This is a genomic window from Streptomyces sp. NPDC111507 (genome assembly GCF_055638955.1).
Genome location: NZ_JBVKBU010000001.1, coordinates 1,283,303 through 1,298,541, shown reverse-complemented (window position 1 = coordinate 1,298,541; position 15,239 = coordinate 1,283,303). Strand labels below are relative to the sequence as shown.

Below are 15,239 nucleotides of genomic sequence, written 5' to 3'. Positions count from 1 at the left end.
GCCCGCTCTCGCGGTGCTGGGATCAGCGGTTGTTGGCACCGTTGCCCGAGAGGACCGGGATCTGGTCCAGGATGTGCGACAGCGGCTCGTCGCCCTTGGCCTGGGTCGAGTTCTCGACGCACTGCTGGTTCTGCGGGGCCGACAGGATCGGGATGTCCTGCACGGTGATCGGAACGGCGCCCGCGACCCCACCGAGGTTGAGCTTCGCCGGCAGGCCGATGCAGGGCTTGTTCAGCGAACCCTGGACCAGCGACAGCTGCGGGCTCATGTCGCCGAACGTGGCGGAGTTGCCGAACGACTGCTCGGCGCCGTTGCCGCTGACGGACGTGGTACCACCGTCGTCGCCGATCGCCAGCGCCTGGGGGGCGGCCGTGGCCGAGATCCCGGCGATGGAAGCGGCGATAGCAGCGGTTGCCCACAGCTTCTTCATGTTCATTCCCTTCGGAAAGCGGACTCCTGTTGGGGAGCTGCATGATCATTAACTGGATAGACCGCGTAAGGGTTGCGGGTTATACCCCATATGGCCCAGCGTGCGGAGGTTTCAACCGACATGTGTGCGCCGGTGAGCTCCCCGAGTCGCGGTCGAGGGTCATGTGTGCGCGGCGGGAAGGCCGACGGGCCGCCGAGGAATTCGGCGGCCCGTCGACGGGAGTCCCAGGAAGGATGCGGGGTACTAGTGGTTGTTCTTGCCGTTGCCCGAGAGGACCGGGATGTCGTCCAGGATGTGCGACAGCGGCTCGTCGCCCTTGGCCTGGGTCGAGTTCTCGACGCACTGCTGGTTCTGCGGGGCCGACAGGATCGGGACGTCCTGCACGGTGATCGGGACCGCGCCGAGGACGGAGCCGACGTTGCCCTTGACGGGCAGGCCGATGCAGGGCTTGTTCAGCGAGCCCTGGATGAGCGCCATCTGCGGGCTCATCTTGCCGTAGGTCGCCGAGTTGCCGAACGACTGCACCGCACCGTTGCCGCTGGTGGACGTCGTACCACCGTCGTTTCCGATGGCCAGCGCCTGCGGCGCGGCGGCAGCGGAAGCGCCGACGACGGAAGCGGCGACCGCCGCGGCGGCCATAACCTTCTTGATCACTAGCTAGTCCCTTCTGGAGAAACCCCGTCCACCGGAGCGTCCTGGTCAACTGCCGCGGACGCTCATGGTTGCTCCGGTTCACTCCGATGGCCCACATCGAAGAGTGATTCAGCGACCCGTGAGCGCCCTATGGATTCCCGTGAATTCCCCGCCGGTGAACGGACCGATCGGGTGAATCGCCGCAACCAATCCAGGGCCGCCGGGTTGAGTGCGAGAGCAGGAACATGTGTCTCTGCCAGGAAAGGACCGAGAAATGTTCAAGAAGGCAATGGCCGCGGCGGCGGTCGCCGCTTCCGTCGTCGGTGTCTCGGCGGCGGCCGCGCCCCAGGCGCTTGCCATCGGCGACGGCAACGGCACCACGTCGGTCAGCGGGAACGACGCCAAGCAGGCGTTCGGCAACTCCGTGACCAAGGGCAAGATGAGCCCCCAGCTCAGCCTGGCGCAGGGCACGCTGAACAAGCTCTGTGTCGGCCTGCCGGCCAAGGCGAACGCCGGTTCCCTCCTCGGTGCCGCCCCGATCACCGTGCAGGACGTCCCGATCCTGTCGGCCCCGCAGAACCAGCAGTGCGCCGAGAACTCGACCCAGGCCAAGGGCGACGAGCCGCTGTCGCACCTCGTGGACGACATCCCGGTCCTGTCCGGCAACGGCACGGGCAACCGCTGACCGTCGCCCTTTTCCTCGCCTGAAGAGCTCGGGCCCCCGTGCACCACGCGGCGGGGCCCGAGCTCTTCGGTGTCATAGGGGCGGCTTATTCAAGGGAAGCGTTTCTTCTCGTGGGCCCGTGTGAAGCTTCGGTGTTGATTCGAATGCGGGGCGATTCGGGTGAATTACCAAGCCGCACACGTTCTGTAGTTTCTTCCGACGTCTATCCCTCGTTTACAGCCTGCAGGTCATGGTGCGAGCCGTTCAAGCTGTGCTCGCTCGGTTTCGGCCGTCATAGGGGCATGACCGCAGAGAAGGGAAAGCACGTGAACCACAAGAAGAGCGCTGCTGTCGTCGCCGGCGCGATCATGACTCTGGGCATGGCCGCCCCGGCCTTCGCTGACGCCGGTGCCGAGGGCGCCGCCGTCGGGTCTCCGGGTGTCCTCTCGGGCAACGTGATCGAGATCCCCGTGCACGTGCCCGTCAACTTGTGCGGCGACACGGTCGACGCCATCGGCCTGCTGAACCCGACGTTCGGCAGCGCCTGCGTCAGCGACTGACGCGGAGCACAGCAGCCTTCCAGGCTGTGTCCTGGCCGGCCTTGGGCGCTCTTTCGGCTCCAAGGCCGGCTTTCCTCACTTCTTCAAGCAGGAAGACAACGAGATTGCGACAGACCCTGAGTAGGGGCATGGTCGTGGCCGCGGCCGCGACGAGCATCCTGTCCCTGTACGGCAGCCCCGTGTTCGCCGACGCGGACGCGCAGGGCGGCGCGTCGGACTCGCCCGGCGTGGCGTCGGGCAACACCGTTCAGCTCCCGGTGCATGTGCCGGTGAACGCGTGCGGCATCACCGTCAACGTGATCGCCGCGCTCAACCCGGCCTTCGGGAACTCCTGCGCCAGCGGCTCGGGTTCACGCGGGTCGCAGGGCAAGGAGAGTTCGGAGGGTTCGGAGGCTTCGGAGGGTTCGGAGGCTTCGCACGAGTCGCAGGCGTCGCAGGAGCCGGCCCCCCACGAGAGCGCCTCCGAGTATGGCTCCGGCTTCTCGGACAGCGACTACGGTGAGGAGCCGGGCCCGTACGGCGGTCCTTCCGGGTCCTCGGCGTACGGCGGTTCCTCCGACTCCTCGGCGTACGGCGAGCCTTCCGGTTCGGCGTACGGCGGCGCCTCGGCGTACGGCGAGGCGAACGGCTCGCCCGGTGTCGGGTCGGGCAACACCGTTCAGCTCCCGGTGCATGTGCCGGTGAACGCGTGCGGCGACACCGTCGACGTGATCGCCGCGCTCAACCCGGTGCTCGGCAACAAGTGCGAGAACGGTCCCGGCTACGGCGACACGCCGCCGACGACGCCCCCCACGACGCCTCCCACGACACCCCCCACCACTCCACCGACTACCCCGCCGACGACGCCCCCCACGACGCCGCCGACGACACCTCCCACCACCCCGCCGACGACGCCCCCCACGACGCCGCCGACGACACCTCCCACCACTCCCCCCGGGTACCCGCCCACCCTGCCCCACACCGGCAGTGAGAACGTGCTCGCGGCCTCGGCCGCCAGCGCCGCACTGCTGCTCGGCGGGACAGTGCTGTACCGACGAGGCCGAGCCGCGTCCCGTCGCTAGTACGACCCTCTGGGTGCCGGACGCCTCGCCGCGCCCGGCACCCGGGCTCGCGTCATCCATCGGGATCAAAGGACGCGGCCTCGGTTGGCGGGATTCGACTTCATATGACTGAGTGTCAGTAGAGGGAAAAGTATGAACAACTGACGGAAAACGCGTCCGAGCCATGGGAGTCGGCGCAGTCGGAGCTATGAGAGTGGAGAGGGGAGCAGGCATGGCCCCACGAAAACAACGGCCCCGAAGCGGAAGGCCGGCTGTCGTCGCGGCCGGCATCGTCGTCTCGGTCGCCCTGGCGGCCGGTCCCGGACACGCCGCCGGCGGTGCGCCGCGGGCCGCCGACCCCCCGGCGCCGACACCGACGACGGTGACACCGACACCGGCCACACAGCCGACATCGCCCACGGCCCCGACGACGGTGACGGTGAAACCCACATCCCCGACTCCGGCCTCGGTGACACCGTCCGCGACCACGCCCGTGACACCACCGGTGCCGGCGCCCGTCACGCCCACCGAACCGCCGACACCCGCGACGCCGACGAAACCCGCGCCCAAACCCGTCGAGCCGCTCTCCGCGTTCGGCGCCTACCTCGACTACGGCCCCCGGGGTGTGGCCCGGATCGCCCAGCTCAGCCAGTGGCTGGGCGGCGCCCGACTCCGCGTCGCGCACACGTATCTGCCGGGCGATCGCTGGAGCAACATCGAGGGGCCGCCCGGTTTCCTCGACGTCTGGGCGGACTGGCGGCATGAGCGGAAGGACCGGATGCTCGTCCTCAACGTGCCGATGATGGAGCGCAACGAGGAGAACGTCTCCGACGCCGAGGTCCGGATGCTGCTGCAGCAGGGTGCCGCCGGCGCGTTCGACGGGCACTTCCGCGCCCTCGCCCAGCGTCTGGTCGAGCTGGAGGTTCCGGACACCGTCATCGTCCTCGGCTGGGAGATGAACGGCATCACCTACACCCATCGCTGCGGGCCGGACCCGGAGGCGTGGAAGAGGTACTGGAACCGGATCGTCACGACGATGCGTTCGGTGCCGGGGCAGAAATTCCGGTTCGACTTCGCCCCGAGCCGCGGCCGGGACGCCGTGCCGTGGACGCAGTGCTATCCCGGGGACGACACGGTCGACATCGTCGGCATGGACTCGTACGACCAGCCGCGGGGGCTGTCATTCGACGAGGAGGTGAACGAGCCGTACGGCCTTCAGGAGCACGTGGACTTCGCCAAAGCCCATGGCAAACCCATCTCCTATCCCGAATGGGGTCTCTTCCGCAACGGCGACAACGCTGCGTACATGAAACGCATGCTCGCGTGGATGGACGACCACAAACCGCTGTACAACACGCTGACCGACTACTGCCCGCACGGCGTCTGGCAGTGCCGCCAGAACCCGAGGGCGTCCCAGGTGTACCGCGCGGTGCTCTTCGGCCGCACCGACCCCACACCGCAGCCGACTACACCCGTACCCACACCCGTGACGCCGGTACCGACACCCGTACCGACGCCTGTACCAACCCCCGTGCCGACGCCTGTGCCAACCCCCGTGCCGACTCCTGTGCCCACGCCGGTGGTGCCGCCCAACTGTTCGCCGCTGGACCTGGGCGACTGGGTGGAGTACTGGCTCGGCGGGAAGCTCTGTCTGCGCTTCGACTGGTGGTCGCGCACCCGGTGACACCGGCCCGGCGGCAGGCCCCTCACGGCCTGCCGCCACCGCCGCCACCACCACTGCCACCGTCGGCGCCGGCGTCCGTCCCACCTCCACCCCGCTCCTTCCACCGGTGCACCAGCTCCTTGCCCCGGCCGCGCGCGGCGACGTCGCAGAGGACCGCCGACATCAGCGGCGCCGTACGTCGCCGGGCGAGCAGCAGCCGCTGGTTGATCACGGGTTCCGGGCGCCAGTGGTGCTTGTAGGGCTCGTCGCCGCGCAGCAGGCTCAGCGTTCCGCGTCCGCCGCCCTCGGTGTGCCGGGCGCAGGCGTTGAGCAGCATCACCGCCACGTCCGCCTTGCGCTCCCGCAGCCCCGGGTGGGCCCCGTACAGATAGCCGCCCGCCAGGCGTCGTGACAGCAGAGTGAGGTCCACGGCCATCACGGTGTCGTCGAGCCGGAACTCGGTGACCACGGCGTCCCCGGAGCGCACCATCGGGCCCACCGACCGCACCAGATGCTCGGAGAACCGTTCCTGGAGGTGCTCGGTCGTCACCTTCCTGCCCTGCCACTGGAGTCGGTGCAGTTCCAGCAGCCGGCGCAGTGCCGCGTCCACCTCGTCGTGCGGGACGTCCCGCTGCTCGATGCCGAGCGAGGCGAGCTTGCGCAGCTTGGCCCGGACGCGCTGGGCCTTGGACGAGGGCAGCCGACCGACGAGGTCGTCCATGGAGGCGGCGGGCAGTTCCAGGCAGAGGGAGTCCCGGACCCGGCGGCGTGGTCCGCGCCAGCGCTCGTAGACCCGCTCCGCCGTGCCGCCGGGCGGTACCTCGCGGAAGTCGATCAGCGCGGTGCGGGCGACCGCGGACAGGCCCTCGGTGAGTGCCGCGGCGGCGCGGTCGGTGTGCTCGTCGTCGGTCCCGTCGTCGATGAGGACGTCGGCGTAGTCGGAGATCGCCCCGCCGAGCGGGACGAGCACGGGCAGCGGACGGTGTGCGCGCATCAGGGGCGCGACCGCGCGGAGTTCGCCGCCCTCGCGGACCAGGACCAGCCGCAGGCGGCCGGGGGAGCCGTAGGACAGCCACCAGGAGTGCAGCCAGGCGTGGCTCTGGAACGGGGTGGCGGCGGCGCACCGGTCGTACAGACGTCCCCAGGCCGGGGCGAGCGCGGCGAACTCCCGTTCGTCGATGACGACTTCGGACCGCAGTGATGTCCGGGTCGCGCGTACCCCGGTCCGCAGCGCCCCGCTCACCGTGGGCCGTGTCCGTCGGCGGCGGTGGCCGGGCTCGGCACGGAGGCCTGGAGCGCGGGGTCCGTGGTGCGCCGGGGACGGACCAGCAGGACCAGACCGCCCAGCAGCCCGCCGGCGCTCGCGCCGACCAGACCGGTCACTTTCGGGGAGGGCGAGGAGGCGGTGGTCGGCTTCGGCGCGCGGGAGAACTGCTGGAGTTCCACGTGGGTGCTGCTCTTGGTGTCGTTGGCGTGCCGGGTCAGGGCGCGCGCGACGGCGTTGGCCATGTCGGCGGCGAGATCCGGGCGCGAGGAGGTGGCGGAGACGGCGACCATCGGCGCGTCGGGCGAGGTCGCCGTCTGCACGCTCTGCTCCAGCGTCTTCACCGGCACCCCGGCCCACACCTGGGCGTCCCCGAGCACCGCGAGCTGCGTGGCGACCCGGCCGTACGCCTGCGCGAAGCCGAGCGCCGACGCCGGGTCCGACTTCTCGGTCGGGACGGCGATGACGTAACTCGTCGCCGTGTACGTCGGGGGCTTGAGGACGCCGTACGCGCCACCGAGCGCGCCCCCGAGAAGGACGCCGGCGGCGAGCAGTGACCACGGCGGCACGACCCGCCGGGCGAAGGCCGCGCGCGTCAGACCTGAGGGCAGGGACGGGCCGGAGGGTCCGGACGGGCGGTGCTGCCGGGTGGGATTTTCGGTCATGAGGAACTCACTCCCAGAGAGGTGCAGGAGACGGCGGCCGCGTACACGTCCATGAGCTGTGCGGCGCTGCGGGTGATGCAGTAGTGGTGGGCGGCGTCCGGTACCGAACGCGGCCCGGGGCCCTCCGCGCGGACCCGCAGGAGGGCTCGTACGAAGGAGTCGGCGCCGCCCTGGACCCGGCGGGCCCCCCGGGCGGCGCTCGGTGGCAGGTCCTCGACGGCCGGGCAGGAGACGTAGAGCACGGGCAGCCCGGCCGCCATCGCCTCCACCACCGCGAGTCCGAACGCCTCCTCGGCGCAGGGCGAGCAGAGGACGTCCATGGCCGCTGTCAGCGAGGGCAGATCGGCGCCCGGGAGGCCGCCGTCGGGGCGCTCGCCGGTGAACAGCACCCGGTCCCTGACCCCGGCGTCGTGCGCCGCCCGCCGCAGCACGCTCTCCTCGGCGCCGCCGCCGACCAGCAGCAGCCAGTAGGTGCGGGGCAGTTGGGCCAGCGCGCGGATCAGGATGTCGAACCGCTTGCCCGCGGTGAGTCGTCCGACGCCGCCGACGACGTACGCGTCCTCCGGCAGGCCGAGGCGGCGGCGGGTGCGTTCGCGCAGCACCGGGTCGAAGCGGAAGCGGGCGACGTCGATGCCGTTCGGCACGATCTCGATGCGGGGTCCGGGCACGCCCCAGCGCTGCAGCCGGTCGGCGACGGTCGGTGAGACGGCGACGGTGGCGTGGCCGAGGCGCTCGCTGGCCAGGTACAGGGCGCGGACGCCCGCGCTCAGCCTGCGGCCTTCCATCTGGGAGTCGCCGAGGGAGTGTTCGGTGGCCACGACGGCCTTCACCCCGGCCAGGCGGGCGGCGATCCGGCCGTACACGCAGGCCCGGTAGAGGTGGGTGTGGACGAGGTCGTAGCCGCCCGCGCGGATCAGCTTCACCAGGCGGGGGAGGGCGGCGAGGTCGCGGTTGCCGGTCATGCCGAGGTGGACGACACGGACGCCGTCGTCGATGAGGCCGTCGGCGACCGCGCCCGGGTTGGTGAGGGTGACGACGTCGCACTCGACGGGCAGGTGGCGCAGGAGCAGGCGCAGTTGCTGCTCCGCGCCGCCGACGCCGAGGCCGGTGATGATGTGCAGGGCCTTCATCAGGCCCCCTCGACCGGCCGGCGGCGCAGCCGGTGCAGCTTGAGCTTCAACAGCAGGCGTACGGAGCTGTCGTTCTGGCCGATGTGGACGCGGGGGAGGGCGTACGGGCCGGTCAGCGGGCCGGGGGCGATCGCGCAGCCGTAGGTGTATCCGGCGTCGCGCACGGCGTCGACGACCCGCTGGTCGACCGTTCCGTACGGGTAGCAGAAACCCTGGATGTGAGCACCGATCAACTCCGAGAGCACTGCTCTGCTTTCGGCGACCTCGGCGTGCACCAGAGCGTCGTCCGCCCGCGTCAGATCGACGTGGGTGAGCCCGTGCGAGCCGATCTCGATGCCCTCGGAGGCGGCGGCCAGCCGGATGCCCCGCTTGTCGAGCAGGCGCTTACGGGGGCCGAGCGGGTCCCAGGCGTTCTCGCCGGCCAGCCGGCCGGGCAGGACGAAGAGGGTCGCGCCGCAGTCGTGCCGGCGCAGGACGGGCAGGGCGGCCTCGACGAAGTCGGCGTACCCGTCGTCGAAGGTGAGACCGACCAGGTCCCTGCCCCCACCGCGCGCGCGGGCGGCGAGCAGCTCGGACACGCTCACCCCGCGCAGGCCGCGGCGCCGCAGCCAGCCGAGCTGGTGGTCGAGGCGGTCCGGGGAGACCGTGATGCGGTACGGGTCGTCGAAGCAGTCGCCCACGGAGTGGTACATCGCCACCCAGGGGGTCGCGTCGACGGAGCCGGTACCGGTACGTCTGACGCCGGCGGTACGTCTGCTGCCGGTACGTCTGATGCTGTGGGTGCTGTCAGCGGAAACGGACATGCGGGAGCCTTCGTGTGACGGAACGGAGGGCGGGTGCGAGGGCCTGGACCCGCAGGGCCCAGGCCAGCAGGGCGAACACGACGGTCACGACCGTGCCGCCGGTGAGGAGACCGAGCAGGGGGGAGCGCACATGGCTCGCGCAGAACGTCCCCGCGGCGGCGGCGACGAGCGCCGCGCGCACCGGTTTGCCGATTTCGGCGACCACGAGCCGGGTGCGGATCGGCACACTGCGCGGGCCCATGCCGTACAGCAGGAGCAGGGCGCTGAGGGTGACGCCGCCCGCGTTGGCCGCCGCGATCCCGCACACCCCCCAGGAGCCGACGGTCAGCGCGCCGATCCAGGAGGTCGCGATGATCCCCGCGGTCATCGCGAACAGCGGGTACCAGGTGGGCCGCCCCGAGGAGAAGTACGAGCGGACCAGCGCGCCCACGAGGGTGTGGCCGAGCAGCCCGAGGGCGTACACGCGCATGACGGCGGCGGTGGCCGCGGTGTCCTGGGGGGTGAACGCGCCCCGCTGGAACAGCAGCTGGATGATCTGCGGCGCACACGCGATGACCGCCGCCGCGCCGAGCAGCACCGTGCAGGAGACGACGGCCAGATCGTGTTCCACCCGGCTGCGGGCGCGCGCGGTGTCGCCCTCGGCCATGGCCTGCGCCACCACCGGGAAGGTGACGGTGCACAGCATCAGCGAGAGCACCATCGGCATCTGCGCGACCTTCTGCGCGTAGTTCAGGTGCGAGATGGCGCCTGCGGGCAGTGAGGAGGCCAGGTAGCGTTCGATCAGGACCTGGGACTGGCGGACCAGGGCGAAGAGCAGGACGGTGGTGACGAGGGTGAGGTCCATCGGGCGGGCGGCCTCGATCCTCTCGAGGCCCGCCTCCTTCCGGGCCGCCTCGCGTCGACCGAGCTGCCGCCACAGGGAGGGAGCCTGCGCGACCACCATCAGCGCACCGCCCACCGCGACCCCGAGGGCCGCCGCGCGCACCCCCCAGCGCCCGCCGAGCACGAACATCGCCGTGATGATGCCGGTGTTGTACGCGACGTAGATCGCCGCGGGTGCGACGAACCTGCGGTGCGCCCGCAGCGCCGCGCTGCAGTAGCCGGCCAGCCCGAAGCTCAGGACACAGGTGGCCGTCAACCGGGTGCAGTCGACGGCGAGATGGGGGTCGGGCAGTCCGGGCGCGAGGGCTTCGACCAGGTAGGGGGCTCCGGCGATGAGGAGGGCGGCGGTGGCCATGAAGGCGAGCGTCAGACGGGGCAGGGTGGCGGCGACCAGGGCGCGGACCGGGTCGCCGACGGATCCCCGGGCGCGCTGGGCCACCGCCATGCTGAACGCCGGTACGAGCACGAAGGCGAGGCCGTCCTCGATCAGCAGCGTCGCCGCGAACTCCGGCACGGTCCAGGCGACCAGGAAGGCGTCGGTGTCGGAGTCGGCCCCGAACAGGTGCGCGAGGGCCTGGTCGCGGCCCAGGCCCAGCAGCGCCCCGGCGATGGACAGGGCGATGGTGACGAGGGCGGCCTTGGCGAGGAAGCGGTTGGAGGAGGGTTCCGGGGGGTTCTGGGGGTCCGGGAGGTCTGGGGAACCTGGGTGGGGCGGGGAGTCCGGGGGTTCTGGGGGCGGGTCGGGTGTGGCGCGCGGTTCGGATGCGAGGCGTGTGCCGGATGCGGGGGGAGCGCTGCGGGCGGAGGGCAGTACGAGGGCGCCGCCGGGCTCGAAACCGGCCTCGTATCCGGGCTCGACACCGGGCTCGAAATCGGCCTGGGCCTGGGCGTCGGGCCAGGGATCGGCGTCGCGACCGGCCGTCGCCCGGGGAGGCTTCACCGTCATCGCGCCGCGGCCTCCTCAGGCGAGGGGCACAGCGACGAGCGGGACATCGACGAGGGGGACACCGGTGAGGCCGGATCCATCAGCGCCCACCACGCCACCAGCCCGAAGACCACGGCCGTCAGCACGGTGGAAGGCCCGCCGATGTCCGCGTACACGAAGTCGAACAACTGCCAGACGAGCAGCCCGCACCCGACGAGCGCGCAGTCGAGGCCCGACGGGGTCCGCCGTACCCTGGCCAGCCCGGTCAGCGCGCACACCAGGAGAGCCGCCCAGCCGCCCGCGAGGGCGAGCAGCCCGATCAGGCCCTGCTCGCTGAGGACGAGCAGGTACATGTTGTGCGGTGAGAGCAGCGGCTGTTTGCGGTAGGCGGAGCCCGCGCCCCCGATGTCGCTGCCCGAGGAGAGCGCGAGCGAGGCGTGGCCGTCGCGCTGGTCGGGGAAGGCCTTCAGCCCGACGCCGGTCAGCGGGTGGTCGCGCCACATGTCGAGCGCCGCCGCCCACATCGTGTACCGGTCGACGACGGACTGGTCCGGGGCGTCGGTGACCTGCGTGATGCTGTCGATGCGCTCCTGGAGCATGGCCGTGCCGATACCGAACCCGCCCACCAGGACGACGCCGGCGGCGGCCACCGCGACGCCCACCTTGACCGCGCGCCGCAGACCCGCCAGCACCAACTGGGCGCCGCACGCGACCACCGTGGCGATCCACGCGCCCCGGCTGAACGACAGCGCGAGCGGCAGCAGCAGCGCCGGCACGCACACCAGGGCGGCCGTCCGCTGCCGCGGGGTGACCGGCCCGAGCGCCAGCGCCACCGCGCACACCAGCCCGAACGCGACCACGGTCGCCATGCCCATCACGTCCGTCGGCCCGAAGGTGCCCACGGCCCGGATGTCCTCGCCCATGTACGTGGCCCCGGTCCCGGTGACGTACTGGTGCACTCCGACGGCCCCCTGCCACAGCGCGAGTCCGACGAACGACCAGGCGAGCAGCCGGAAGTCGCGGCGGTCGCGCACCGACAGCAGGACGGCCGCCGGGACCAGCACGAAGATCTGCAGATAGCGGGCGAGCCCGGTGATCCCGGCCCCGGGGCTCGCCGCCCCGGCCGCCGCGATCGCGATACCGGCCACGGGCAGTCCGAGGACCACCGCGGCGGTACGGGACAGGGGGCGCCGACGGGCCCGTACGAGACGTACCGCGCAGCACACCACGGCCAGAGCGGACATGGCGTCCGCGAGGTTCGCGCCGCCCTCGGTGTCCGGCGCGACCGGCAGTCCGAGCAGGGCGATCACCGCGACGACGGGCAGGACGGGCAGCGCGCGCCGGAGCGCGGCGGTCAGCGGGGCGAGTGGCGAGACCGGCAGTGCCTGGCTCATCGGCTCAGCTCCCCGTCGGACGGACGAGCGAGGCGGCCGTGCGCAGCAGGATGCAGATGTCCTGCCACAGCGACCAGTTGTCGATGTACGCGTTGTCGAACCGGCAGCGGTCCTCGATGGAGGTGTCGCCGCGCAGACCGTGGATCTGGGCCAGGCCCGTGATGCCGGTCCGCATCCGGTGGCGGGCCGCGTAGCCGGGGTAGGTCTGGCTGAACTTGCCGACGAAGTAGGGGCGTTCGGGGCGGGGGCCGACCAGGCTCATGTCGCCTCTCAGGACGTTCCAGAGCTGGAGCAGTTCGTCGAGCGAGGAGCGGCGCAGGAAGTGGCAGAAGCGGCCCATCTCCCGCTCGTCCGCGACGCTCCAGCGGGTCGCGGCCTCGTGCGCGTCGACGGGGCGATGGGTGCGGAACTTCAGCAGGGTGAAGGGTCGCCCGTCCTTGCCGATGCGCTCCTGCCGGAAGACCACGCCGGGCCCGTCGCTCAGCCGCAGCGCCGCCGCGCACATCAGCAGCAGCGGGCTGACCAGCAGGAGCAACGTCCCGGAGACGACGACGTCGAGGAGCCGTTTGGCGAGGTTCCCGTGACGCCGTGAGACGTCGATCCGTTCACAGGAGAACCCGGCGAGCCGGCTGCTCCCGGCCTTGTGCGAGGGGGAGTCCGCCGTGTGCGACGGGGAGTCCGCGTCGAGCTGCCACAGCGTGCAGCCCGCCTCGGCCAACGCCCTTAGCAGGGGGCCGTGTTCGCGGCGCGGTTCCACGACGAGCACGGCGCGCACGCCGTTCTGGATGAGGGCCCGCTGCACTTCCTCGCCGGTGGTCAGGACCGGCAGCCCGTCGGACCCGGCCGCGTGGTCGGCGACGACGCCCACCGGCCGCAGCCCGTAGCGAGGGTGGCGCAGTAACGCCGCGGCCACCCGGCGGCCGGTCGCCGCGGGGCCGATCACCAGCGCGGCGCTCGGGCGCAGGACCAGGGCCCTGCGCAGCCGCCAGTACACCGCGGCGCGGCCCGCGCAGCTCACCGCCGACTGGAGCACACAGCCCGCCGCCAGCGTGCGCGCGGACAGCGCGGTGGCCGGGACGAGCGCCGCCACCAGGGCCGCGAGCGCGCACCACGTCACCGCGATCCGCGCGCAGACGACCGGCAGTTCGTCCAGCACGGCGGGCACCGGCGCGGGGCGGTACAGGCCCGCGTGCGCGCTCAGCGTGAGGACGGCGAGCACCAGCGCGGCGACCAGCGGCGCGTGCGGCCGGACCTCGGCGAGCGCCAGAGCGGCGAGCAGCGCGGCGCCGCCGTCCGCGACGAGCAACGGCAGCGGCGCGCCGCGCGAGACGGAGCGCCGCGCGAGGTGCCGTGCGAAGTGGCGCGCGGAGGGCGGCCGTTGTCCGGCCGGGAATCTGAAGCCCTCGTCGGCCCCGCGCGGAGGAATGACCGAGACGGGCGAGAATCCGTACTCCCGGGGCTGTCCGCCGGGGGAGGGGACGGTGCTTTCCGCAGTCACGTGTGGCTGGACTCCCTGTACTCGGTGTGTTCCCCGCTCGCGGCGTGCGCGCCGGACGCCGGGGCGAGCAGCTCGCGGTACACCTCGGCGACCGCGGCGGTGGCGCGCCGTACGTCGTGCGCGGCCAGTACGTGGCGGCGCCCCTGGTGCCCGAGTGACGCGCGCAGTGGCGGATCGGCGAGCAGGGCGCGGATCGCCCGGGCCAGCGGGCCCGGTGCCCGCGCGGGGACCAGACAGCGGGTGTCGAGGCCCGGCGGCAGACTTTCCCGGGCGCCGTCCACGTCCGTCAGCACGACCGGACGCCCGCAGGCCATGGCCTCCAGCGGGGCCAGCGCCATGCCCTCCCAGCGGGACGGCAGCACCACCAGATCGGCGGCCTGGTACCAGGGCAGGGCGTCGGGGGCCGCCCCGGCGAACAGGACTCCCTCGGGCGCCGTGGCCCGTAGGCGCCCGGTGTCCGGCCCGTCGCCGACCAGCACGAGCCGGGCGCCCGGCACCTGCCGGACCACCGTCCGCCAGGCCTCCAGCAGGACGTCCTGGCCCTTCTGCGGGCACAGCCGCCCGACGCAGACGACCAGCGGAGCCGCCGGATCGCCACCGGCTCGGGTGAGCAGAGGGATTCCGGCCCGTACGGTCGCCACGGCCGCCGGGTGGAAGTGCTCGGTGTCGATGCCGTTGGGGATCACGGCCCAGTGGGCCCTGATACCGGCGCGCACGCCGGTCGTACGCTCCGCTTCACTCACACACACCACCCGGGACGCCCAACGCGCCCCCCACCGCTCCCACTTCAGCGCGAGGGCCGCTGTGACCCCGTCGACCGCCTCGAAGGACCAGGCGTGCGGCTGGAACACGGTCGGCACCCGGCCGCGCACGGCCAGCCGCCCGGCGAGCCCCGCCTTGGCACTGTGCGCGTGCACCACATCGGGCCGCGCCCGCGCGACGACCGGGGCGAGCCGCCGCACCTCCCGTGCCAGTCGCGGACCCGGCGCACGCGTCGCGGACCAGTGCCGTACGTCGCTGCCCAGGGCCCGCAGCGTGTGCGCGAGGTCGCTGTCCCGCGGGCAGGCCACCGTGACGTGCGCTCCGTCGGCGAGCTGTGCCTTCACCAGGTCGGTGAGCACTCGGGCGACTCCGCCGTCGACCGGCTGGGTGAGGTGCAGGACCCGTGGGGGGTCGGTCGATGGCAGGTGCATGCGCGGGTTCCTCGCTAACGGGCTGCGCTCACGGGCGCGCGTCACTGCTGCGCGTCGACGGCGGCGAGCAGCGCTCCGACCCAGGCCGCGTCCCGCTGCGAAACGAGCCGGACGCCCAACTGGTCACCCCTGCCTCGGATTTCACTCCCGAGATCGAGGAGGTCGGCGTCGCGGCTGGGAGTGTTCGAGTGGGCGGGCGCGCGTTCGATCAACAGGGTCAGGTGCCGCGGTGGCTCCGTCCACTTCTCGTGCGCCGTCGCGCGGCGCGGCAGCGGGCCCGGGGAATGACGCATGACCGGCGTTGCCCTTTCGGGAGAAAAGGTTCGGGACCTGCGGACGGGCGGATATCTGCGGATCTGATTCCGGCGTCTGATGCCAAGCAGCCTCAGGAGGTGGCCGACTCTAGTCGCTATCCGTATTAATTCGGAGAAACCTCACAAGTGTGTCGGAATAGTGAAGTCCGGTGGTCACGGGATCACTCCTTTGGAGGCACAA

15 protein-coding genes are annotated in these 15,239 nt (G+C 72.1%); 4 read left to right on the top strand and 11 right to left on the bottom strand.

Annotated elements, in window-relative coordinates; genetic code table 11:
- Positions 1–22: 22 nt before the first annotated feature.
- Positions 23–430 carry a rodlin gene (locus ACZ7M2_RS05805; RefSeq protein ID WP_471594267.1) on the bottom strand — a complete coding sequence of 136 codons (408 nt, stop codon included), beginning with the start codon at positions 428–430 and terminating at the stop codon, positions 23–25.
- A 243-nt stretch (positions 431–673) separates the two neighbouring features.
- Entirely contained in the window at positions 674–1,084 is a 411-nt protein-coding gene (locus ACZ7M2_RS05800) for a rodlin (RefSeq protein ID WP_471594266.1), read from the bottom strand.
- 253 nt (positions 1,085–1,337) lie between these two features.
- Here ACZ7M2_RS05800 and ACZ7M2_RS05795 point away from each other — a divergent pair, with 253 nt between their 5' ends.
- From ACZ7M2_RS05795 to ACZ7M2_RS05780, 4 genes are all read left to right on the top strand, one after another.
- Positions 1,338–1,748: a rodlin gene (locus tag ACZ7M2_RS05795; RefSeq protein ID WP_471594265.1), complete on the top strand. Its 411-nt coding sequence runs from the start codon at positions 1,338–1,340 to the stop codon at positions 1,746–1,748.
- Between the two features lie 281 nt (positions 1,749–2,029).
- Positions 2,030–2,287, top strand: coding sequence for a chaplin (locus tag ACZ7M2_RS05790; RefSeq protein WP_471594264.1), 258 nt, complete (start codon positions 2,030–2,032; stop codon positions 2,285–2,287).
- Between the two features lie 128 nt (positions 2,288–2,415).
- A complete protein-coding gene (locus tag ACZ7M2_RS05785) occupies positions 2,416–3,348 on the top strand; it encodes a chaplin (protein ID WP_471594263.1) in 933 nt (310 codons plus the stop codon).
- A gap of 211 nt (positions 3,349–3,559) precedes the next feature.
- Complete coding sequence (locus ACZ7M2_RS05780; protein WP_471594262.1) at positions 3,560–5,011, top strand: glycoside hydrolase family 26 protein; 1,452 nt, start codon at positions 3,560–3,562, stop codon at positions 5,009–5,011.
- A gap of 22 nt (positions 5,012–5,033) precedes the next feature.
- Here the strand turns inward: ACZ7M2_RS05780 and ACZ7M2_RS05775 are convergent, their stop codons facing one another.
- The 9 genes from ACZ7M2_RS05775 to ACZ7M2_RS05735 form a co-directional block, all read right to left on the bottom strand.
- Positions 5,034–6,221: a GNAT family N-acetyltransferase gene (locus ACZ7M2_RS05775; protein ID WP_471594528.1), complete on the bottom strand. Its 1,188-nt coding sequence runs from the start codon at positions 6,219–6,221 to the stop codon at positions 5,034–5,036.
- Positions 6,222–6,229: 8 nt separating this feature from the next.
- The gene (locus ACZ7M2_RS05770; protein WP_471594261.1) at positions 6,230–6,919 is read right to left on the bottom strand and encodes a YveK family protein; all 690 of its coding nucleotides are present in this window, start codon (positions 6,917–6,919) and stop codon (positions 6,230–6,232) included.
- Positions 6,916–8,049, bottom strand: a complete 1,134-nt coding sequence (locus tag ACZ7M2_RS05765; RefSeq protein WP_471594260.1) for a glycosyltransferase — start codon at positions 8,047–8,049, stop codon at positions 6,916–6,918. Before ACZ7M2_RS05765 ends, ACZ7M2_RS05770 begins: the two co-directional genes overlap by 4 nt.
- The gene (locus ACZ7M2_RS05760; RefSeq protein WP_471594527.1) at positions 8,049–8,741 is read right to left on the bottom strand and encodes a polysaccharide deacetylase family protein; all 693 of its coding nucleotides are present in this window, start codon (positions 8,739–8,741) and stop codon (positions 8,049–8,051) included. Before ACZ7M2_RS05760 ends, ACZ7M2_RS05765 begins: the two co-directional genes overlap by 1 nt.
- Before the next feature lie 94 nt (positions 8,742–8,835).
- Positions 8,836–10,680 (bottom strand): murein biosynthesis integral membrane protein MurJ, encoded by a 1,845-nt coding sequence (gene murJ / locus ACZ7M2_RS05755; RefSeq protein WP_471594259.1) that lies wholly within the window; start codon positions 10,678–10,680, stop codon positions 8,836–8,838.
- The gene (locus ACZ7M2_RS05750; RefSeq protein ID WP_471594258.1) at positions 10,677–12,053 is read right to left on the bottom strand and encodes an O-antigen ligase family protein; all 1,377 of its coding nucleotides are present in this window, start codon (positions 12,051–12,053) and stop codon (positions 10,677–10,679) included. Before ACZ7M2_RS05750 ends, murJ begins: the two co-directional genes overlap by 4 nt.
- Positions 12,054–12,057: 4 nt before the next feature.
- Positions 12,058–13,551, bottom strand: a complete 1,494-nt coding sequence (locus tag ACZ7M2_RS05745) for an exopolysaccharide biosynthesis polyprenyl glycosylphosphotransferase (protein ID WP_471594257.1) — start codon at positions 13,549–13,551, stop codon at positions 12,058–12,060.
- The gene (locus ACZ7M2_RS05740; RefSeq protein WP_471594256.1) at positions 13,548–14,744 is read right to left on the bottom strand and encodes a glycosyltransferase; all 1,197 of its coding nucleotides are present in this window, start codon (positions 14,742–14,744) and stop codon (positions 13,548–13,550) included. The genes ACZ7M2_RS05745 and ACZ7M2_RS05740 overlap by 4 nt, the downstream gene beginning before the upstream one ends.
- A 41-nt stretch (positions 14,745–14,785) precedes the next feature.
- Complete coding sequence (locus tag ACZ7M2_RS05735; protein WP_471594255.1) at positions 14,786–15,037, bottom strand: hypothetical protein; 252 nt, start codon at positions 15,035–15,037, stop codon at positions 14,786–14,788.
- Positions 15,038–15,239 lie beyond the last annotated feature (202 nt).

What these genes read in the sequence shown, in the direction of transcription:
- ACZ7M2_RS05740 (WP_471594256.1), bottom strand. Translation starts at nt 14,744, where the DNA reads ATGCACCTGCCATCGACCGACCCCCCACGGGTCCTGCACCTCACCCAG.
- murJ (WP_471594259.1), bottom strand. Translation starts at nt 10,680, where the DNA reads ATGACGGTGAAGCCTCCCCGGGCGACGGCCGGTCGCGACGCCGATCCC.
- ACZ7M2_RS05780 (WP_471594262.1), top strand. Translation starts at nt 3,560, where the DNA reads ATGGCCCCACGAAAACAACGGCCCCGAAGCGGAAGGCCGGCTGTCGTC.
- ACZ7M2_RS05785 (WP_471594263.1), top strand. Translation starts at nt 2,416, where the DNA reads ATGGTCGTGGCCGCGGCCGCGACGAGCATCCTGTCCCTGTACGGCAGC.
- ACZ7M2_RS05805 (WP_471594267.1), bottom strand. Translation starts at nt 430, where the DNA reads ATGAAGAAGCTGTGGGCAACCGCTGCTATCGCCGCTTCCATCGCCGGG.
- ACZ7M2_RS05765 (WP_471594260.1), bottom strand. Translation starts at nt 8,049, where the DNA reads ATGAAGGCCCTGCACATCATCACCGGCCTCGGCGTCGGCGGCGCGGAG.
- ACZ7M2_RS05770 (WP_471594261.1), bottom strand. Translation starts at nt 6,919, where the DNA reads ATGACCGAAAATCCCACCCGGCAGCACCGCCCGTCCGGACCCTCCGGC.
- ACZ7M2_RS05795 (WP_471594265.1), top strand. Translation starts at nt 1,338, where the DNA reads ATGTTCAAGAAGGCAATGGCCGCGGCGGCGGTCGCCGCTTCCGTCGTC.
- ACZ7M2_RS05735 (WP_471594255.1), bottom strand. Translation starts at nt 15,037, where the DNA reads ATGCGTCATTCCCCGGGCCCGCTGCCGCGCCGCGCGACGGCGCACGAG.
- ACZ7M2_RS05790 (WP_471594264.1), top strand. Translation starts at nt 2,030, where the DNA reads ATGACCGCAGAGAAGGGAAAGCACGTGAACCACAAGAAGAGCGCTGCT.
- ACZ7M2_RS05760 (WP_471594527.1), bottom strand. Translation starts at nt 8,741, where the DNA reads ATGTACCACTCCGTGGGCGACTGCTTCGACGACCCGTACCGCATCACG.
- ACZ7M2_RS05750 (WP_471594258.1), bottom strand. Translation starts at nt 12,053, where the DNA reads ATGAGCCAGGCACTGCCGGTCTCGCCACTCGCCCCGCTGACCGCCGCG.